The organism is Candidatus Thalassolituus haligoni, from assembly GCF_041222825.1.
Taxonomy (GTDB): domain Bacteria; phylum Pseudomonadota; class Gammaproteobacteria; order Pseudomonadales; family Oceanobacteraceae; genus Oceanobacter; species Oceanobacter antarcticus.
Window position 1 is genome coordinate 3,538,138 of sequence record NZ_CP139482.1, and the last position, 17,665, is coordinate 3,555,802.

Consider the following 17,665-nt stretch of genomic DNA (forward strand, 5'->3'; position numbering starts at 1 on the left):
ATTCATACCATCGCCGCCTATTTTTTACTTTATTTCACAAGCGGCCTGACTCGGCGCAAGGGGCTCTTTTGGTTATCGTTGGCAAAACAACGGTTATCATTAAGTATTTCTTCATCTGTTTTTTACAGGCAATCGGGCCCTTTAACTCGAACGTCCTGACAAGAATATTCTTATTGTTGTTTGCCGTATCGGCAGTCGCCAGTGAGCAAGTGGCGTTACGTGAAAGCTACGCGGGGAATCTGTCGTTTGAACTTGGAGGAGGCACCTTTCGTGATGCTGCCAACGAGTGCCAAACCTTCAACACCTCATCAGACAACATCTCCCTTCCCGCCGGATCAAGCATCGAAGCCGCGTTTTTGTACTGGGCTGCCAGCGGCCAATCGAATGACAACCTGGTGGTCTTCAACGGCACCACGGTCACTGCCGACGAGATGTTTACCGAGACCTTCTATTTCAATAACCGCAACAACTACTCCTACGGTGCCCGGGCCAATGTCACCGATCTGGTCAGCAATAGCTCCAGCTCCTACAGCGTCAGCGGTGTAACCATTGATACCCAGACAAACTATTGCAATTCCGGCCTGGTGTTCGGCGGCTGGGCACTGGTTGTTATTTATGAAAATCCGTCTGAACCATTACGAGTGGTCAATCTGTTTGATGGCTATCAGGGGTTCCGCGATACCTTTATTAGTCTGACGCCCACCAACTTTGTGATCACCGACAATCCGGCCGCCAAGGGCGGACGCCATGCTCACATAACCTGGGAGGGTGACTCGGGCAACTCGCAAACCCTGACCTACTCAGAGACACTGCAATTTAATGGCAATACCCTGATTGACAGCGGCAACCCTTCCAACAATCAGTTTAACTCCTATTCCAATGTCATTGGCAATACCAGTGGCGTTGACATCGATAGCTATGAGATTGGCAGCTATATCAGCGCTGGGGACACCTCAGTCACCACGACCTATTCATCCGGTGGTGACTATGTGCTGCTCAGTGCCGAAATCATCAGTGTGCCAAACCAGGCTGTCGCCGACATGACCATCACATCCAGCTCGGCGGTCAGCGTCTACCGGGGTTCGGATGCCAACTACACCCTGGCCATCACTAATAACGGCCCCAGCCTGGCACCCTCAGGTTCCGCTGTAACCATTCCGCTCAGCGATGGACTGCTCCTGTCTGGCAGCGCGGGATCGGGCTGGAGTTGCAGCGCAACCACCAGTCTGGTGACTTGCAGCTATGCTGCCGCGCTCAACGATGATGACAGCAGTCAGCCGCTGAGCCTGTCTTTTGATACCAGCGCCACAACGCTCGACAGCATCATCCTGACCGCCACGGTTAACGGACAAATCTTTGATAACCGTTACTGGAACAACGACACACCCCTTGAAATGACCATCGGTGCCCCGGACTTGAGCACCTCGGCCAAAACAGGCGAAGACGTGAACTCAGGCAATCTGGCACCAGGAGACACCTTGAGGTTCAGCATTACCGTCGTCAACACCGGCACGATCAGCGCAAACGGCGTAAATGTGACTGATCATCTGCCTTCACAAATCAATAGTTACACCCTTGTCAGTGCACCAGCCGGCAGCACCAATAACAGCGTCCTGGCACCGGCGGGGGATTACGGTGCCGGTACCGTGGTGATCGATAACATCACCATTGCCGCCGGAGAGACAGAGACCATTGTTATTGAAGCCGTGATCAGTGCGGCGGCGGTTGATGGCGAAACCGTCGACAACACAGCCATCATCACGGATGCACAGGGCAACAACCTGCAGGTGCAATCTGCCACCCTGACCGTGTCGACCACTTTTACCAGCGGCAGCAACAAGCCACTGTATTTGCAGAATGACCAGACTTTGACACGGGTTGCCTCCACCAGCACCACAGCCATTACCCTTGCCGGTGCCGTCGGCGGCACATCGGCCTCCTGGACATTAACACCAGCGCTGCAAACCGATGTCAGCCTCGACTACAGCAGCGGCACGATTCCGGTTCAACTTATTCTCCAGTCTGAAGCAGGTGGTGGCGGCGGCGGTACTCGCAACCATAACCTGACCATACGTTTGTTGGCTGACGGCACCGAGATCGCCCGTTACGACAACAATTTGGGCATCAACAGAAACACCCCGACCCAATATTCGCTGGATTTAACTGTGACCAACCCTCTGGCGCTGTCCTCCGGCGACACTATGAGCGTTGAAATCACCCAGCAAGCCTGTGGTGGCCGTAACGGTACCAACTGTCGTGATTTGTACGTCTATCCGTTCAGTTCCGGCAATACCAGTCAGATCAATCTGACCTCGAATACCGTTATTAACGTCAACAGCCTGGAACCCTACAGCTCTGCCTATGCCGCTGGTGCTGTGATGACCAAAGTGATTGAAAACTCGATCGTGTATTTGCGGGCTGTCGTCAGCGACCCGTTTGGCTATAGCGATATCACCAGCGCCCGCATGACCATCACGGATCCTGCCGGTAACCCGGTCAATGACAGTGGCGGGAGTCCTGTCACCGACCGAGTACTAACGGCTGTTTCATCCAGTGGTGCCTATAACACCTACGAACAGGCGATCGAGATACCGGATGGTGCCAGCAGTATTGGCAACTGGGTCGTCACCCTGACGGCCGACGAAGGGTATGAAGGTGATGTATACAGCAGCCGTAGCAAGGTTATTCAGGTCTATGGCCGCCCGGAGATGTCGATCACCAAAACGACGCTGGTGATTTATGACCCAGTCAATGGCAGCAACAATCCCAAACGTATCCCCGGTGCAGAAATTCTGTACACCCTGACGACCACCAATGCCGGGGATGGCACTGTAGACGAAAACACCCTCGTTATTGTCGACCCGGTGACCGATCTGATGCCGCTGTTTGTCAGTGATTTACAGAGCGGTAGCCCTATTGGTTTTGTTGATGGCAGCCCCCCTAGCAACTTGACCTTTACCTTCGAGCAGCTCGACTCCAGCACCGACGATGTCGATTTTTCTGATGATAACGGCGCGACATTTGGCTATGTGCCACAACCCGATGCAGGAGGATATGACGCAGCTGTCACGCATATTCGCCTGACGCCAAAAGGCGTGATGAGTGAATCCAATGGCAGCAGCAATCCAGCATTTTCCTTTCAATACCAAGTACTTGTAGAGTAACGGAGGTTTTTTACTCATGACAACGCTTAACCGGGCATTCAAACTGCTCACCGGCACACTGGCCGCCATGGCCAGTTCTGCGGCATTGGCGATTGGTACCCCTGCGGGTACCGAAATCACCAACACCGCCAGCGCCACCTTTGACCTGCCAGGCGGTACTACTGGCCTGACCAAAAGTGCCGAAGTCAAACTGAGCGTTCTGGAACTGATTAACGTCAACGTGACTTCCCAGAACAGCGGCAACGTATCCACGATTGCTGGCGCAACAGATCAGGTTCTGACGTACGTTGTTACCAACACTGGTAACGGCGCGGAAGACTTTGAGATCAGTCTGGATCAACTGACTTCCGACGATTTTGACGCTCTCAATGTACGTATCTACCAGGATACTGACGGCAACGGTACCTACACCCCAGGCACTGACACTCTGCTGACATCCGGTTCCAGCTCCATCGGCCTGACTGCCGATGATGATCAAACCATTTTCATCCTCCTGGATATTCCTAACACCGGTTCCGAAGCGGCAGGGGATATCGGCCAGCTGAAGCTGTCCGCCATTTCGGAAACCGTGGTCTCCCATGGCGGTGCCAGTCCAGCCCCTGGCGACCTGATGGCCGGTGTTGGTAGCGGTGGTGCCAACGATGCCGTTATTGGCAATTCCTACACCGACGCCGCCACCGGCGCCCTCGAAATCGGCACTGGCGCCGGTAGCGCCACCGTCAATATGACCAAGACCGTCTTCCGTGTGGTTGATCCCTTCGGTGGCAGCAGCATGGTGCCTGGCTCAATCATCACTTATCAGATCGATGCCACTGTTGCCAACGGTTCTGTAGACAACCTGGTTATCAGCGATGAGCTGCCAGGTGAGCTGACCTACAAAGCCAACTCGATTGTGCAAATCGACACCCTGACCAGCACCAGCACTCCACTGACCGACACCGCAACGGATGCTGACGCCGGATCGTTTGACTCTGCTGCAGGCAGTAACGGCACGGTTTTTGTCACGTTGGGCACCCAGGCAGCCGGCGCCAGTTTCCGCGTCCAGCTGCAAGCTGAAATCAAGTAATCAAAGGGCATTCCTATGAAGATAATTCGCGCATTTGTTATCGGTTTGATACTGACACCTCTGGCCGCCATGGCCGATGTCACGCTGGTAAACCAAGCCTTCAAAATTGTACTGAAGCAACAGCAAGACGGCTCGGTGACCGAAGAATGGCAATCGCTGGACAAGATTGTCCCCGGTGACATCGTTGGCTATCGCATTGAATACGCCAACACGGGAACCGAGGCCGCCACCTCCGTCGCCATCAATAATCCGATTCCTGAAAAAACCACCTACATTGCCAACAGCGCCACAGGCCTGAACAGCAAGGTGACCTATTCCGCAGACAACGGGCAAGCCTTTGCCCGCGCTGCCGAATTGTTCGTTGTAAAAGACGGCAAGCAACAACTGGCACGCCCTGAAGAGATTACCCATATCCGCTGGAACCTGGATGCAATAGCCCCGGCTTCAAAGGGTACGGTTGAATTCAAAGTACGTGTTAACTAACCCCGGGAGAGAACTACCATGAAACTGCACAACGCCCTTTGGGTTCCTGCTGTTATTGGCGCACTGAGCGGTATGGCAACCAATGCCTACGCCGTCGGCACCACGGCAGGTACCACGATTAACAACACCGCAACGCTGGACTTTAAAGTCGGTGCTACCGATCAGCCGCAGGTTGAGTCCACCCCCACTATTGGCGGTACACCTGGCGACCCCACCAGCTTTGTTGTTGACGTCAAGGTCAACTTCTCAGTTGACCGTCTGGCCACCACCACCTACACCGTCACCAACGATGGCCTCGAGACCACCGTAATGGCGTACAAGATTACCAACCTGAGTAACGCACCACTGGACTTCTCTTTGGCTGCTATTGATCAGATGGCAACCGCTGGCACGGTGGCGGTTACAGGTGGTGATCCGGCCACTAACCCGGTAGCTGATACCATAGACAACGCCCTGACCGCAGTTAAATACTATGAGTCGGATGATGCGATTCTGGATACCGGAGCAGATACCGAGATTACCGGTACTCTGGTCACTTCCCAGCTGACCACCACCACATTGGCCGATGGCGCAACAAACGCAACAGACGATATTACCTATATCTATGTCACCGCGACCGATATCGGCTTTGAAGGTACTGACGCCGACATCCTTGGTCTGGAGACGACCGTCTCGGGTCGTAATGCCCTGATCAGCAGCGTTCAAACCGATATCACCACCGAAACAACGGCCGCAGACAGCGTTGGTGCTGTCGATATCGTTCATGCAGATATCGCCGATAGTGCCAAGAACGAAGAAACCACTACCGATGCCCTCGAACTGACCTTCCCGATACTGGAACTGGTGAAAACCCAGGCCATTTCTGAAGACCCAATCAACGGTACCACCAATCCGAAGTTCATCCCGGGGGCGGTCGTCACCTATACCCTGACACTGACCAATACCGGCCGAGGTACTGCGACCAACGCTGTGATTGCGGATACGCTGGTATCGAGCCTGCGCTTTGGTGATGCGATTAACGGCACCGATCTGTTCACTCTCGACTTCACCGATAACAGCGCCGGAACAACCACGCCGACCACTCTGACGCCAGCAGTGGATACGGACGAAGGTGAAGTCGCGACCGACAGCTCAGGTGCAAGCCCGATTGATACCGTCACGGTTGATCTGGGTACCGGTTTGCAGATGGAAGCCGACGACATCGCGGTGGTTAAGTTTGAAGTCACCATCCAGTAACGCATGCCTCACTTTCCTGGGTTGAACATGCGTTATGGCCGCTCAGCACACGGGGTTATGCCCCGGGTGCTGACGCGTCCATACCTGCGCCCGGGAGTAGCGTTATTGGTGATTGGTATTAGTGGGTGGAGCCATGCAGTAACACCCGCCAATACTGAAATTACCAACCATGCCAGTGCCAATTACCAGGTTGGCCAAACGTCCATGCGCCAATCAGCATCAGCGACCTTTACCACTGGCAGTATCAGTTTTGCCCCTGCAGCCACCAGCGCAACTCTGGATTTACTTCACTTCAGTGGGGCAAGCGGCTCTGAACAGGTTGCGATTTCCGCTTCAGAATGTGCCGATAGTACAGGTAACTTTACCGCCAACAACCACTTCACCGATCTCTCAGGTAGCACCCAGAATCTACCTGGCGATTACGGTATCAGTGCGCTGGAATATGGTTTCAAGGTCGGCGAACCCTTACTGGTGCGAGTGGAAGATCAGGACAAAAATCTTAACCCGGTACGGATTGACCAGATTACGGTTACCCTTTCCAACAACGAGGGCAGCGATTACGAAACCCTGCGCTTGAGTGAATCCGATATCAACAGCGGCATTTTCTACGGTGTGATCAATACCGTGAGCGCAGACGACCGTGTCGTCAGCTATAACTGCGCACTGTCGGTATCCACCAACTCGGGTATTACCGCGTCGTATATCGACTCGACCGACGCAACCGATACCGTCAAGGATACCGGCACCTTTGATCCCTACAGCCGGGTATTCGACGCCAGCACCGGCGAACTACTGAACGGTATTCAGGTTACTCTCATCGACAACAGCACCGGTCTACCCGCCACGGTGTACGATGACGATGGCATTACCCCGTACACTGCCACACTGACCACTGGCCCAACCGCCAGCATTAGTGCGGCAGACACCATGGCGACCAACGTCAGCTTTCCGGATGGCAGTTTCCGCTTCCCGTATTTGCCAAACGGTGAATATCGACTGGAATTTAAAACTCCCACCAATTACCAGATTCCGTCCGCCACCAGCAATGCGGCCATTGCGGCGCTGGATGGTGGCTTTCTTATCAACGCCATTTCCCGTGGTGGCGCGTTTACCGTGAGCAGTCATCTCTTTGTTACCGACGTTCCCGCCGATCGCCTCGACACCGGCGTACTGTTGAAAAAATCGGCCAATGTCACGTCAGCCGCCATTGGTGACTTCATCAAATACAGCGTCACCTTAACACTTGCAGATGTTGCCCTGAGCGATGGCCAACTGTCCGATCAATTACCCGTGGGGCTGACATACCAGCCAGGCTCGGCCTATTTCGCTGGAGAGAAACTTGCCGATCCAGACATCAGCCGTAACGGCCGTACCCTGCGATTCAGCATCCCGGACGTTGCCGCCAACTCATCCGCCAGCCTCAGCTACGTGACTCAGGTAGCGGCCAACGCCAAAGGCTCGCTGGTGAATACCGTCAACCTTATCGACGACGTTTTAAGTACCAATGAGGCAACGGCTCGCGTCAAAGTGAACGACGATTTTTATCGTGACTATGCGCGCCTGTTTGGCCGGGTTTATATCGGCGACTGTGACAACACCACCGAACAGATTGGCGTCGCTGACGTGCGTCTGTTCATGGAAGACGGCACCTACGTTGTCACCGACGAAAACGGTGAATGGCACATTGAACATGTTCGCCCAGGCAGCCACGTCGTCCAGCTGGATACCATCACCCTGCCCGGCAACCTGGAATTACAGGCCTGTGACAACCTCGGTTTTCATGCTGGCCGGGATTTCAGCCAGTTTGTCGATTTACAGCCAGGTTCCCTGTGGCGGGTTGATTACACCCTCAAACCGAAAATACCGCCATCGGGTGAAGTCAGCCAGAAACTGCTGCAAACCCTGGTGCCAATGAGCGCATCAGAACGCACAACATTGGCAGAGTATCACTCACCAGTCAGCGAGTTGCTGTCCTACGCCTTTACCCTGAACGGTGAAGGCTTGGCGATACAGAATGTCCGCAGCATGATCTCCTTGCCAGCAGGCGTTGCCTATGTGCCGGGCAGCAGCCAAGTCGATTCATACCCCAGTGCAGACCCAAAAAATTACACGGGCACGCTGGTATTCGATCTGGGCGACAAGCCAGAACAGTGGCAACAGCTCATCACCTTTAACGGCGTTGTGACCGACCAGGCAGTAGCCGGTGACCTGACCACCAAAGCCGTTACCCTGTTTGAAGTCGGTGAGCAAAAAAACCTGAAAATCACACCAGTCACGACACTGGCTAAACTGCGTATTCCGCCACCGCAGGGAGTGCTGGAACAACCAGAGCAACCCAAGTTTGAAGTTTTCTTTGCCGAGCTGTCTGACAACGACCAGATGACCCTGGATGGCGTGGTCAACCGTCTGCTGGATCTGAAAAACATCCAGCTGGAAGTGGTCGGCCACACCGACCGCACCCGCATCGCCCCCCGCAGCCGTCATATTTTTCCTGATAACCAGGCCCTGTCAGAAGCCCGTGCCGATGCCGTGGCAGACTATATTAAAGACAAGCTGAAGCTGACCGATGACCAGATCAAGGCGGAAGGCCGTGGCCAAGTCGACCCGATTGCGACGAATACCACCACCGAGGGCCGGGCCAAAAACCGGCGAGTCGAAGTCAACCTGCTGGCCGCAGAAGCGAACGTCCAACTGGAATCCGTCGGTGCTCAAATTGAATCCGAGAAAATACAAGCCAGTCTCGACTCACTGAGAATCAAGCGTCATCGCAAAACGGTTGACCTGGATCAGAATGAATTTTCCGAGCAAGAGAAGATGCCATCCTTCGATGAAAACTGGTTTGCCAGCCAACCAGAAACAGCCGGATGGGTATGGCCACAACTGGATCGCAGTGCCTCTATTTCTGCCGTCAACATTGCCATTCGCCACACCAGAGATCAGCTCATCAAGCTGAAACTGAATGGCGAGCCAGTCTCCATGCTCAACCTCGAAGGGGTTTTCCGCAGTCGCGCACGAAACCTGATGGTCACCACCTGGAAAGGCATCAGCATTAATACCGGTGCCAACCGCTTCTCGGTCGATGTCCTGAACAAGAATGGAGAGCGGCTGGAAACCATTGATGCCCGCGTTCAACTGTCAGAACAGTCCGCCAACGCCAGACTGGAGCCAGAACTCAGCACCCTGGTGGCCGACGGGATTACCACACCGGTGATTGCGGTACGCCTGACCGACCGCGATGGCTACCCGCTGCACACCAACCTGCAAATCAGCACCGCCGTTGAATCACCCTACACCCTCTACTCCGAACAGAGCGAAACCGAATCCAGCCCGCTGAATGAAAGCTCGCAGAACTTCTATCAAGTGGGCCAGGATGGTGTGGTTCGTATTACGCTGGCCCCCACCAACCGCTCCGGTGAAGCCGTACTGGTGTTTAACCACGCCGACGGCCAGAGTGAAGAAATCCGCGCCTGGCTGAAACCGGAACCACGCGAATGGATTCTGGTCGGGCTGGGCGACATGACCGTTGGTTTTAATTCAACCTCCGGCGACGCCGCAGGACTCAACGCCACTGGCGTTGATAACAACATTTACCATGATGGCCGAGTCGCCTTTTACAGCCAGGGCCGAGTCTCGGGCGAGTGGCTGCTGACGGCTGCCTATGACAGTGGTAAACCCCAGGCAGAAGCCTTCTCGCAGCTGATTAACGCCGACGAGTACTACACCCTCTACGGCGACGCCAGCAACCAACAGCTCGATGCCAGCTCCGGCCGCAAACTTTATGTACGCCTGGAGCGTAACCGCTTCTATACCATGTTTGGTGATATCGACACCGACCTCGACCAGACTGAACTAGGCCAATACAGCCGCCGCATGACCGGCCTGCAAACCGCCTACCAAGGTGAAAATGTCGAAGCGACAGCGTTTGTATCACAAACCGACAACGGTTTTATCCGTGACGAAATCCAAGGTGATGGCACCTCGGGCCTATACCGGTTGAGCCGCAAAAACCTGGTAAAAAGCAGCGAATCGCTGACTCTGGAAGTCCATGACCGCTACCGTAGCGAGTTGGTGATTAGCACCGAACCTCTGCTGCGTGACTATGACTACGTCATCGATTACGAAGACGGCACCATTTATTTCAAACAGGCAATTCGGGCCACCGATGATGCATTTAACCCTCGCTATATCGTGGCCGAATACGAAGTCGATGATCAACAACTGGGTTACGTGGCCGGTGGTCGTGCCGGAGTTAAATTTTTTGATCGCCAACTCAAGGCTGGCGTATCCGCAGTGAACGTCAACCAGCCCGACCATGAAGGCCAACTGACCGCTGTCGATACCACACTCAAGCTAGGTAACACCGAAATCACCGGTGAAGTTGGCCAAAGCAGCAAAAAAACCATTGCAGGTGAATTCAGTGGCAACGCCTATCTGCTCGATGTCACTCATCGCAGCGAAAACCTGCAGACCCGCGCCTATATCCGCCGCCAGGGCGAACGTTATGGTGTTGATGACAACGAAGACAGCGAAAATGACTCACGCAAGGAAGGCATTGAAGGCACCTGGTTTATTGGTGACAGGGATCAGCTGTCGCTGACAGCCTTCCACCACCATGAACTGTCTACCGGCCTCGATACCTATCAGGGCCAGGGCGACTGGACCCGCGCGATAGATGACAGTAACCGCCTCACTTTCGGGGTCATTAACGCCCAGGCAGAGAGTGAAACAGACACCGTGTTTGCCGATCAGCTATCGGCGGGTATCTCCAGCACCTTCTTTGAAGAACGGCTGACCACCAACGCCACCGTACTGGCCAATTATACCCGTCGCAGTGAAGCTCAGGATCAGCTGATCTTCTCGGCAGACTACAAGTTGACCAATAAAACCTCCGTGTTCAGTACAATGGAAACGGGCTTTGCCCGTGAAGCCTCGCAACGCATTGGACTGGGTGTGCGTACCAGCCCATGGCGAGGTGCCATTGCTGAGCAGAGTGTTGAGCAAGTTCGACAGGATGACGCCTATCAGCTCATGGCGCTGTCGGGACTGAGTCAAGAATTTATTATTGATGAACGCTGGACCGCCAGTCTGGGATTCGATCAAGCTCGTAACATTGAAGCCAACCAGCCAGCCGAAAGCGCCGACCAGACCGAAGACTATTACGCGCTGCGTACCGGGGTGAGCTACAACACCCAACCCTGGCAGTGGAACAACCGGCTGGAATACCGAGACGGCCGAGAAACCGACAAATGGGTCGTTTCCTCCGCGCTTTACCACCCGATCAGTGACACCTTGTCTACCGGTGCCAGTCTGGACTTCTTCCGCTCCATGGCAGGCAGCATTTACAGTCAACAACTGGATGCCATGTTTGACTTGGCACTGCGCCCGCAACAGGCTCGCTATGCCGCCTTGTGGCAAACGCGCTGGCTGCAGACTGCGGATGGCGGTAACCACACACCCGATCGCACTCGCAAGCTGATTAACAACATTCATGCTAACTGGATGTTCACCAGTCGCGATCAGCTTGCCGGGCAGTACGGATTGAAACGGGTGCTGAGTCAATACGATGGCGACGACTACGCGGCTTCGATCGACTATATGGCTGGAGAATGGCGTCACCACCTGACCGACCGCTGGGACGTTGGTGCCCATGGCCGCCGCCTGCACAGCTATGAAGCTGGCCAGTCGGAACATGGCACCGGTTTCTCGCTAGGCTGGATTCCCAAAACCAACGTCTGGCTGGGTGTGGGCTATAACTTTTCCGGCTTTATCGACAGTGATTTTTCGGCGGCTAACTACACTGCCCAGGGTGTCTTTCTGAAAATCCGCTTCAAGGCGGACCAGCAGTCGCTGGCGGCGATGCGCTCGTCGTTTGATTGATTCCGTTTGATTGACCCGATTGAACCAATGCCTCACGTCTAGCCCAAATGACTAATTTTCAGACAAACGCTTCTTTCGACCAGACGGTTTTTGTATAGTTCTGTCACATCCGTCTGCAGGAAGCTACACATGAGTTCACAGCGTTCGAAGTATCTTTCCCAAACCCTGATGGCCGTTGCGGTTGCTACTGCTTCCATGTCGGCCCTGGCAGAATATGAAAACCGTTCCTTCAGTGTTTTTGGTGCTGCTGGCATGCAATACATTAACTACAGCGAAAAGTTGAACAACTACTACGGTGTCAACATGAAGTCGACTTTCGAGACGGTCAACTTTGTGCAGCGTTCCGGTGGTTATACGGCAGTGAATAACACTCTCGGTTTTTCCATCATCTCATCTTCGACACTACTGAGCTTTGAAGATCGAGAAGACTGGGAACTGAAAGGCGAAGACGGTTACGTGCAGCAAAACACCACGTCACTGAGTTTCCAGACTCTGGACATGATGATGTCCTACCACTTACAGAACGGCTGGTACGCCTCAGCCGGGATGCACTACCAGAAAACCGCCTTCTCTCGTTTTGACTGGACCACCGGCAACGCCAACGACGCCTACAACGCCACGATCAAGGATTACATTACCAACAACCCGGCGATGATGGACGTGGTGCAGCAATACATCGATCAATTCGATGATATCTCCAACGAAGCCGATTATTTTGATCTTATCCGCAACGACCCGGAAACCAACCAGACCGTTGTATTTGAGGATGCCAGTAATTTTGGCGCCATGATTGGCATCGCCTACGACAGTTATTTCATGAAACAATCCAGTGGCATGCGTTACCAGTTTTCTCTGGAAGTTGGCACACCAATCTACGAAAAAATCCTCAACAGCAGCCACAATGGCTCACTTGAACGCACCTTCGGTGGCGGTCTGGATGTCACTGGCAAACTGGGGGTTGGTTATCAGTTCAGCCAGCAACTGAGTACCATGTTGCTGATTACTGGTCTGTACAGTCATCGTGACAAGATTCAGGAATGGTCCAACGCACTGGATTCTGTCACCCTGCCGGAAAACACCCTATACGCTGCAGCCGCGTATATCTCTGTTGGCTGGAACTTCGAGTAGCCAGCCCAGGGATGGGGACAGAGCCCCATCCCTACGTTTTGCTGTACGCTGCCCAGCTGGTAATACGATGATCAATCACCGGCAATCCCACCGTAAAGTGATACAGCACTTGCCACTGGTCGTTTTGCAGGCCAAACAGGTTATGCACCATGTCATCGTAGTAACAACCAATCCCGGTGCCGCGTAATCCAGCCGCTTCCGCTTCCAGATATAATACCTGTCCGATAGCACCGGCTTGCCAGTAAAGATGGCGGTAGCTCCAGGGTTCGGTTTCCAGTTTTTTGCAGTCTGCCATCATGGCGAGGCTGAAAGCGCTTTCTCCAGCGATGGCTTGTTGGCAACTGAGGCGCATCGCCGTACGGCGTGTCCCGGCAGCTAACAAGCGATAGAACGACAGATGCGGCGGTGCCGAATCGACTTCTTGCCACTGAAATTCTGCCCGTAATTGTCCCCGCATATCCGGCAGCGCTACATTACTGTCGCGCTGCAGGCAATACAGGCCGGAAGGTAATCCTTCCACCTTGTGCACAAACAGCATCAGCTGTACGCCAGTGGCAAACGGCAAGGTGTTCCATGGGCTGTAGTCAGACCGTGGCAGACAGTGATCCAGCAAGGTGTAGAAATCGGCCAGCGCCATGCCCCCGGCAGGATCAAATGCCTGTGCCGAACGACGCTGCCGAATCAGCCGCGCTGCCGGTTCGACCGCACGTTGGCCACTGGCACAGATCGGCACCGACCAGCTTGCGGATGCTGGCGGCATTAGCGGCTCGACCACCTGGATGGCTGCAGTGGAAATACTGGCAGCTTTGGCGACGTCGTCGATCACCGGCCATTGATAAAAGTGGCGTTTGTCGAGCACATTGGCGTGGCCAGACCACGCCCCTTGTTGTACATGCTCCCGTATTTTCTCCAACCACCGGTGTGACGCAGCCATTGAAGCAGTATCAGTCTGATCGCTGGCGAGCAAATTCAGCATACAATCAGGATGTTCCGCTTCTGCCACCGAGCCATCCGCTTGTTGCAGATCCTGCGGGCGATCCAACCCCAGCAAGCTCGCCAGAGAGCTGTCTGGCAGCGCCACTGGGCGAATCTGGCGACTCGCCCAGCCCAGTGTCGAAGCCGCAAAGCTGACCGCCGCCAGCGCATGACCGACATCAAGCTGACAGTAGCGATAGCCACGTTCGCCGTATTTCCAGGCTTCGCGCCAGTGCACCGAACTTAATCCCAGATACAGCAGCGGCGTTGCAGACCCGGTGACCGCATCCAGCGGGCAACGCAACTCCAGTGCATGCTGATCCGGGCGATAGTGATAAACACCGTCTTCCAACCCCGCAATCGAACAAGCCACCAGATAACATTCTGTCGGGTGCAGGTTGCCGCTGGACGGGTTTACCCGCAGCGACCATTTGGCGCTGCCGAACTGCTTCCAGGCCGACAAGGCCAGCGACAATTCAAGTAACAAGCCCAGTTGCGCCAGATCAGGGATGACCACGGGCGGGCTAGCCGCTGGTTGCGGTTGCCACAGCTGTTCCCAGCGCCGGCTGTTGGGGTCAAGAATCAACTCCGAGGCAGCCAATGGCAAACTGGTCAGCCGGGCGCCGTCGTAACGCCGGAACGGATCGGGCTGAGCATCCCAGTCGATACTTTCCGGCCCGGCAGCGTAAGCATCCGGCAGATGACGGGTGCGTTGGTGGTATTCCCTGATTAACATACGGGATCGCTCAATGACTAGTGGGTGGCTCGGCGCTGATTTCATCCGGGAAGCAGGTCACCAGATGAATCGGATTCCCCGCATCGTCCGGAAAACACACCAGCAACATTTCCTGCTCAGGATCTTCTTCCAGATGACCAGTATTAACCAGCATTCCCATAGTGCCCGGTTCGGCAAAGACATGGCTTTCCGGTGCACTGGGTACAGAGCCATCGTTGGTGATGGTAACGGTGGCAAAGACGGCGTCGCCTTTTTGCAATTGAGTCATGTTGCAGCTCCTGTCGTTGTCGGCTTTGTCGTGTCGTATTTACGACAATTACCGAAGAATCAGTCGGATAACAGACCTTGTCCATTACCCGCACCGGATGTGGTTTTCCCTTGAAAACAGCGGCTTGCCTGCTATAACAAGCGCCAGAACCCACCGTTTGAGCGCTGAGCGTTTTCACTGGAATATCCTGTGCAGAGCAAGAGTTTTGCCATACCGTTGTCTGGCACCGCCAGGACCTACAGGAGTTGCCCCATGCCCGTCACTCTCGAACCCGTTACGCTGCAGCCCGTCACCATCAGCTGGATGGTCGAGCATGGCTTCGACCCGCAACGCCTCGACAAGCCAGGCCGTTACCACGACACGCCACTGATTCTCGCCAGTCGTCAGGGCCGATTTGATGTGGTTTCCGACCTCGCCACCATGCCGGACGCCATCGCCACGAACGCCCTCAACTATCGCAATATGGATGGTACCAATGCCCTCTGGGCTGCGGTTGTTGCCGATGACTATGCCATTGCCGAGCTGCTGCTAACCCTGGGGATCGATCTCGATAATCTTAATGACAATGGCGCCAGCGTGCTGATGTATGCTGCCTCCAGTGGTAAAACCCCCTGGGTCGCCTGGCTACTCGACAAGGGGGCCGATACCCGTGCCGAAACCCTCGATGGCTTCACCGCCCTCGACCTGGCCAGCAATATTGACTGTCTGCGTTTGCTCAAACGCGCCAAAACAGGTGAGACTAGCGCCTGAGTCCGACAGGCTCCCAGTTACCCGCATAGTTACCCGCATAACCCGCCCGGAGAGCACGGTTCGAATGGATATTTCCAGTGCAGACCTCACCGCTGTTTGGCTCACCATCAAACTGGCAACGCTGGTGACCCTGATTCTGTTGCTGCTGGCCACCCCGATTGCCTGGTGGCTGGCGCATACCCGTCACCCGTTACGGGGACCCGTGAGTGCGCTGGTCGCTCTGCCGCTGGTGTTGCCTCCCAGTGTATTGGGGTTTTATCTGCTGCTCACCATGGGGCCACATGGACTGATTGGCCAGCTGACCCAGAGTCTCGGCCTCGGAACCTTGCCGTTCACCTTTGCCGGACTGGTGGTGGCCTCGGTGTTTTACTCCTTGCCCTTTGTGGTACAACCGATCCAGAACGCTCTCGAAGCGCTCGGTGATCGTCCACGGGAAGCCGCTGCGACGCTGGGCGCTGGGCCATGGGATACTTTTTTCCACGTTATACTGCCGCTGGCTCGCCCCGGTTTTTACACCGCAGCGGTATTGGGGTTTGCCCATACGATTGGTGAATTTGGCGTGGTACTGATGATCGGCGGTAATATCCCCGGCGTCACCCAGGTCATTTCAGTGCAGATCTACAACCATGTTGAAGCGCTCGACTACGGCCGCGCTCACACCCTGGCCGCCGGTATGGTGGTCTTTTCTTTTGTGGTGTTGCTGCTGTTGTATGGTTTTCGACGTGACCAGGGAGCCAAACCGCTGCTATGAACATGAACCCACTTAAAAAAACAACGTTAGCAACGGCCAGTCGTCATCCCCAGGGCGAACACCCTGAGCTGTTGGTACGCTGTTACCTGCAACGACCAGGCTTTACCCTTGACGTCGATCTCGCTCTGCCCGGTCGTGGCGTCAGTGTTTTATTTGGACACTCAGGTTCTGGCAAAACTACACTGCTGCGCTACATTGCCGGGCTTGAACGCGCCAGCGGCGAACTGGTGTTTCAGGGTCAGTGCTGGCAAGACAAGCACCGTTCTGTGCCGACCTGGCAACGGGCGCTGGCCTATGTATTCCAGGAATCCAGCCTGTTTGATCACCTGACCGCAGCAGGTAACCTTCAGTTTGCCATCCAGCGGGCCCGAGGCCCGGTTGAAGCGGACGACCTCGAACAGGTGACAGAGCTGCTCGGTATTCAGCACACGCTGAAGCGCTACCCACATCAGCTTTCCGGTGGCGAGCGCCAACGGGTTGCCATCGCTCGCGCCTTGCTCAGCAAACCGCGCTTGTTATTGATGGACGAACCACTGGCGTCACTGGATGAACAGCGCAAACAGGAAATTTTACCCTGGCTGGAACGGCTGAAAAACCATCTTGATGTGCCGATTGTGTACGTTACCCACTCCCCTGCGGAAGTCGCCCGACTGGCCGATTATCTGGTTGCTCTCAAGGATGGCCTGGTCGTCGCCAGCGGAACCCTGAACGACACCCTCACCCGGCTCGATTTCCCATTGCAACAGGGAGAAGATGCCAGCGTAGTGTTGCAAGGTCACATCCGCGAACGCGACAGCCACTGGCAACTGGTACGTATCGGCTTTGCCAATCAGCCACAGGACGAAGACGATGGTTCGATCTGGATCAGCGATCCGGCCTGTCGGAAAGATGCTCCCGACAGCCTGACCAACCGCACTGGCAACGCCATCGACCAGCCCGTACGGGTGCGTATTCTGGCTCGCGACGTCAGTCTGTCACTCAACCGCCACGACGACACCAGCATTGTGAATGCCTTGCCCTGTACTGTCGAAGCCCTCAGTAACGGCGACCACGATGCACTGGCGCTGGTACGGGTCAAGGTCGGCGAGACCCGGCTGCTGTCACGCATGACTCGCCGTTCGGTGGTGCACCTGGGGCTGACACCCGGCCAAACACTCTGGGCACAAGTGAAGTCGGCAGCACTGTTGTAAACTGTGTTATATGACGGCCCTTGTAAAACAGCACCGCCCAT

General features: G+C 55.1%; 11 protein-coding genes. 9 read left to right on the top strand and 2 right to left on the bottom strand.

Annotated features, from left to right (window positions below; all coding sequences use genetic code 11):
- Positions 1-173 precede the first annotated feature (173 nt).
- The 6 genes from SOJ49_RS15895 (at position 174) to SOJ49_RS15920 (ending at position 12,954) form a co-directional block, all read left to right on the top strand.
- Positions 174-3,164, top strand: a complete 2,991-nt coding sequence (locus tag SOJ49_RS15895) for a hypothetical protein (RefSeq protein ID WP_369855470.1) — start codon at positions 174-176, stop codon at positions 3,162-3,164.
- Between the two features lie 16 nt (positions 3,165-3,180).
- A complete protein-coding gene (locus SOJ49_RS15900) occupies positions 3,181-4,230 on the top strand; it encodes a hypothetical protein (protein ID WP_369855471.1) in 1,050 nt (349 codons plus the stop codon).
- Between the two features lie 15 nt (positions 4,231-4,245).
- Positions 4,246-4,713 carry a hypothetical protein gene (locus SOJ49_RS15905; RefSeq protein WP_369855472.1) on the top strand — a complete coding sequence of 156 codons (468 nt, stop codon included), beginning with the start codon at positions 4,246-4,248 and terminating at the stop codon, positions 4,711-4,713.
- An 18-nt stretch (positions 4,714-4,731) separates the two neighbouring features.
- On the top strand, positions 4,732-5,949 hold the full coding sequence (locus SOJ49_RS15910) for a hypothetical protein (protein WP_369855473.1): 1,218 nt from the start codon (positions 4,732-4,734) through the stop codon (positions 5,947-5,949).
- A gap of 3 nt (positions 5,950-5,952) precedes the next feature.
- On the top strand, positions 5,953-11,826 hold the full coding sequence (locus SOJ49_RS15915) for an OmpA family protein (RefSeq protein ID WP_369855474.1): 5,874 nt from the start codon (positions 5,953-5,955) through the stop codon (positions 11,824-11,826).
- 129 nt (positions 11,827-11,955) lie between these two features.
- Positions 11,956-12,954, top strand: a complete 999-nt coding sequence (locus tag SOJ49_RS15920) for a hypothetical protein (protein WP_369855475.1) — start codon at positions 11,956-11,958, stop codon at positions 12,952-12,954.
- A gap of 31 nt (positions 12,955-12,985) precedes the next feature.
- On the opposite strand, the gene SOJ49_RS15925 is transcribed toward SOJ49_RS15920, so the two are convergent.
- Complete coding sequence (locus tag SOJ49_RS15925) at positions 12,986-14,665, bottom strand: SagB/ThcOx family dehydrogenase (RefSeq protein ID WP_369855476.1); 1,680 nt, start codon at positions 14,663-14,665, stop codon at positions 12,986-12,988.
- A gap of 10 nt (positions 14,666-14,675) precedes the next feature.
- On the bottom strand, positions 14,676-14,933 hold the full coding sequence (locus SOJ49_RS15930) for a nitrogen fixation protein NifZ (protein ID WP_369855477.1): 258 nt from the start codon (positions 14,931-14,933) through the stop codon (positions 14,676-14,678).
- Positions 14,934-15,185: 252 nt separating this feature from the next.
- Between SOJ49_RS15930 and SOJ49_RS15935 the strand changes: the two genes are divergently transcribed.
- From SOJ49_RS15935 to modC, 3 genes are all read left to right on the top strand, one after another.
- Positions 15,186-15,683, top strand: a complete 498-nt coding sequence (locus SOJ49_RS15935) for an ankyrin repeat domain-containing protein (protein ID WP_369855478.1) — start codon at positions 15,186-15,188, stop codon at positions 15,681-15,683.
- A 64-nt stretch (positions 15,684-15,747) separates the two neighbouring features.
- The gene (gene modB / locus SOJ49_RS15940; protein WP_369855479.1) at positions 15,748-16,434 is read left to right on the top strand and encodes a molybdate ABC transporter permease subunit; all 687 of its coding nucleotides are present in this window, start codon (positions 15,748-15,750) and stop codon (positions 16,432-16,434) included.
- A gap of 2 nt (positions 16,435-16,436) precedes the next feature.
- Positions 16,437-17,624, top strand: a complete 1,188-nt coding sequence (gene modC / locus SOJ49_RS15945; RefSeq protein ID WP_369855480.1) for a molybdenum ABC transporter ATP-binding protein — start codon at positions 16,437-16,439, stop codon at positions 17,622-17,624.
- Positions 17,625-17,665 lie beyond the last annotated feature (41 nt).

What these genes read in the sequence shown, in the direction of transcription:
- SOJ49_RS15900 (WP_369855471.1), top strand. Translation starts at nt 3,181, where the DNA reads ATGACAACGCTTAACCGGGCATTCAAACTGCTCACCGGCACACTGGCC.
- SOJ49_RS15905 (WP_369855472.1), top strand. Translation starts at nt 4,246, where the DNA reads ATGAAGATAATTCGCGCATTTGTTATCGGTTTGATACTGACACCTCTG.
- SOJ49_RS15910 (WP_369855473.1), top strand. Translation starts at nt 4,732, where the DNA reads ATGAAACTGCACAACGCCCTTTGGGTTCCTGCTGTTATTGGCGCACTG.
- SOJ49_RS15915 (WP_369855474.1), top strand. Translation starts at nt 5,953, where the DNA reads ATGCCTCACTTTCCTGGGTTGAACATGCGTTATGGCCGCTCAGCACAC.
- SOJ49_RS15920 (WP_369855475.1), top strand. Translation starts at nt 11,956, where the DNA reads ATGAGTTCACAGCGTTCGAAGTATCTTTCCCAAACCCTGATGGCCGTT.
- SOJ49_RS15925 (WP_369855476.1), bottom strand. Translation starts at nt 14,665, where the DNA reads ATGTTAATCAGGGAATACCACCAACGCACCCGTCATCTGCCGGATGCT.
- SOJ49_RS15930 (WP_369855477.1), bottom strand. Translation starts at nt 14,933, where the DNA reads ATGACTCAATTGCAAAAAGGCGACGCCGTCTTTGCCACCGTTACCATC.
- SOJ49_RS15935 (WP_369855478.1), top strand. Translation starts at nt 15,186, where the DNA reads ATGCCCGTCACTCTCGAACCCGTTACGCTGCAGCCCGTCACCATCAGC.
- modB (WP_369855479.1), top strand. Translation starts at nt 15,748, where the DNA reads ATGGATATTTCCAGTGCAGACCTCACCGCTGTTTGGCTCACCATCAAA.
- modC (WP_369855480.1), top strand. Translation starts at nt 16,437, where the DNA reads ATGAACCCACTTAAAAAAACAACGTTAGCAACGGCCAGTCGTCATCCC.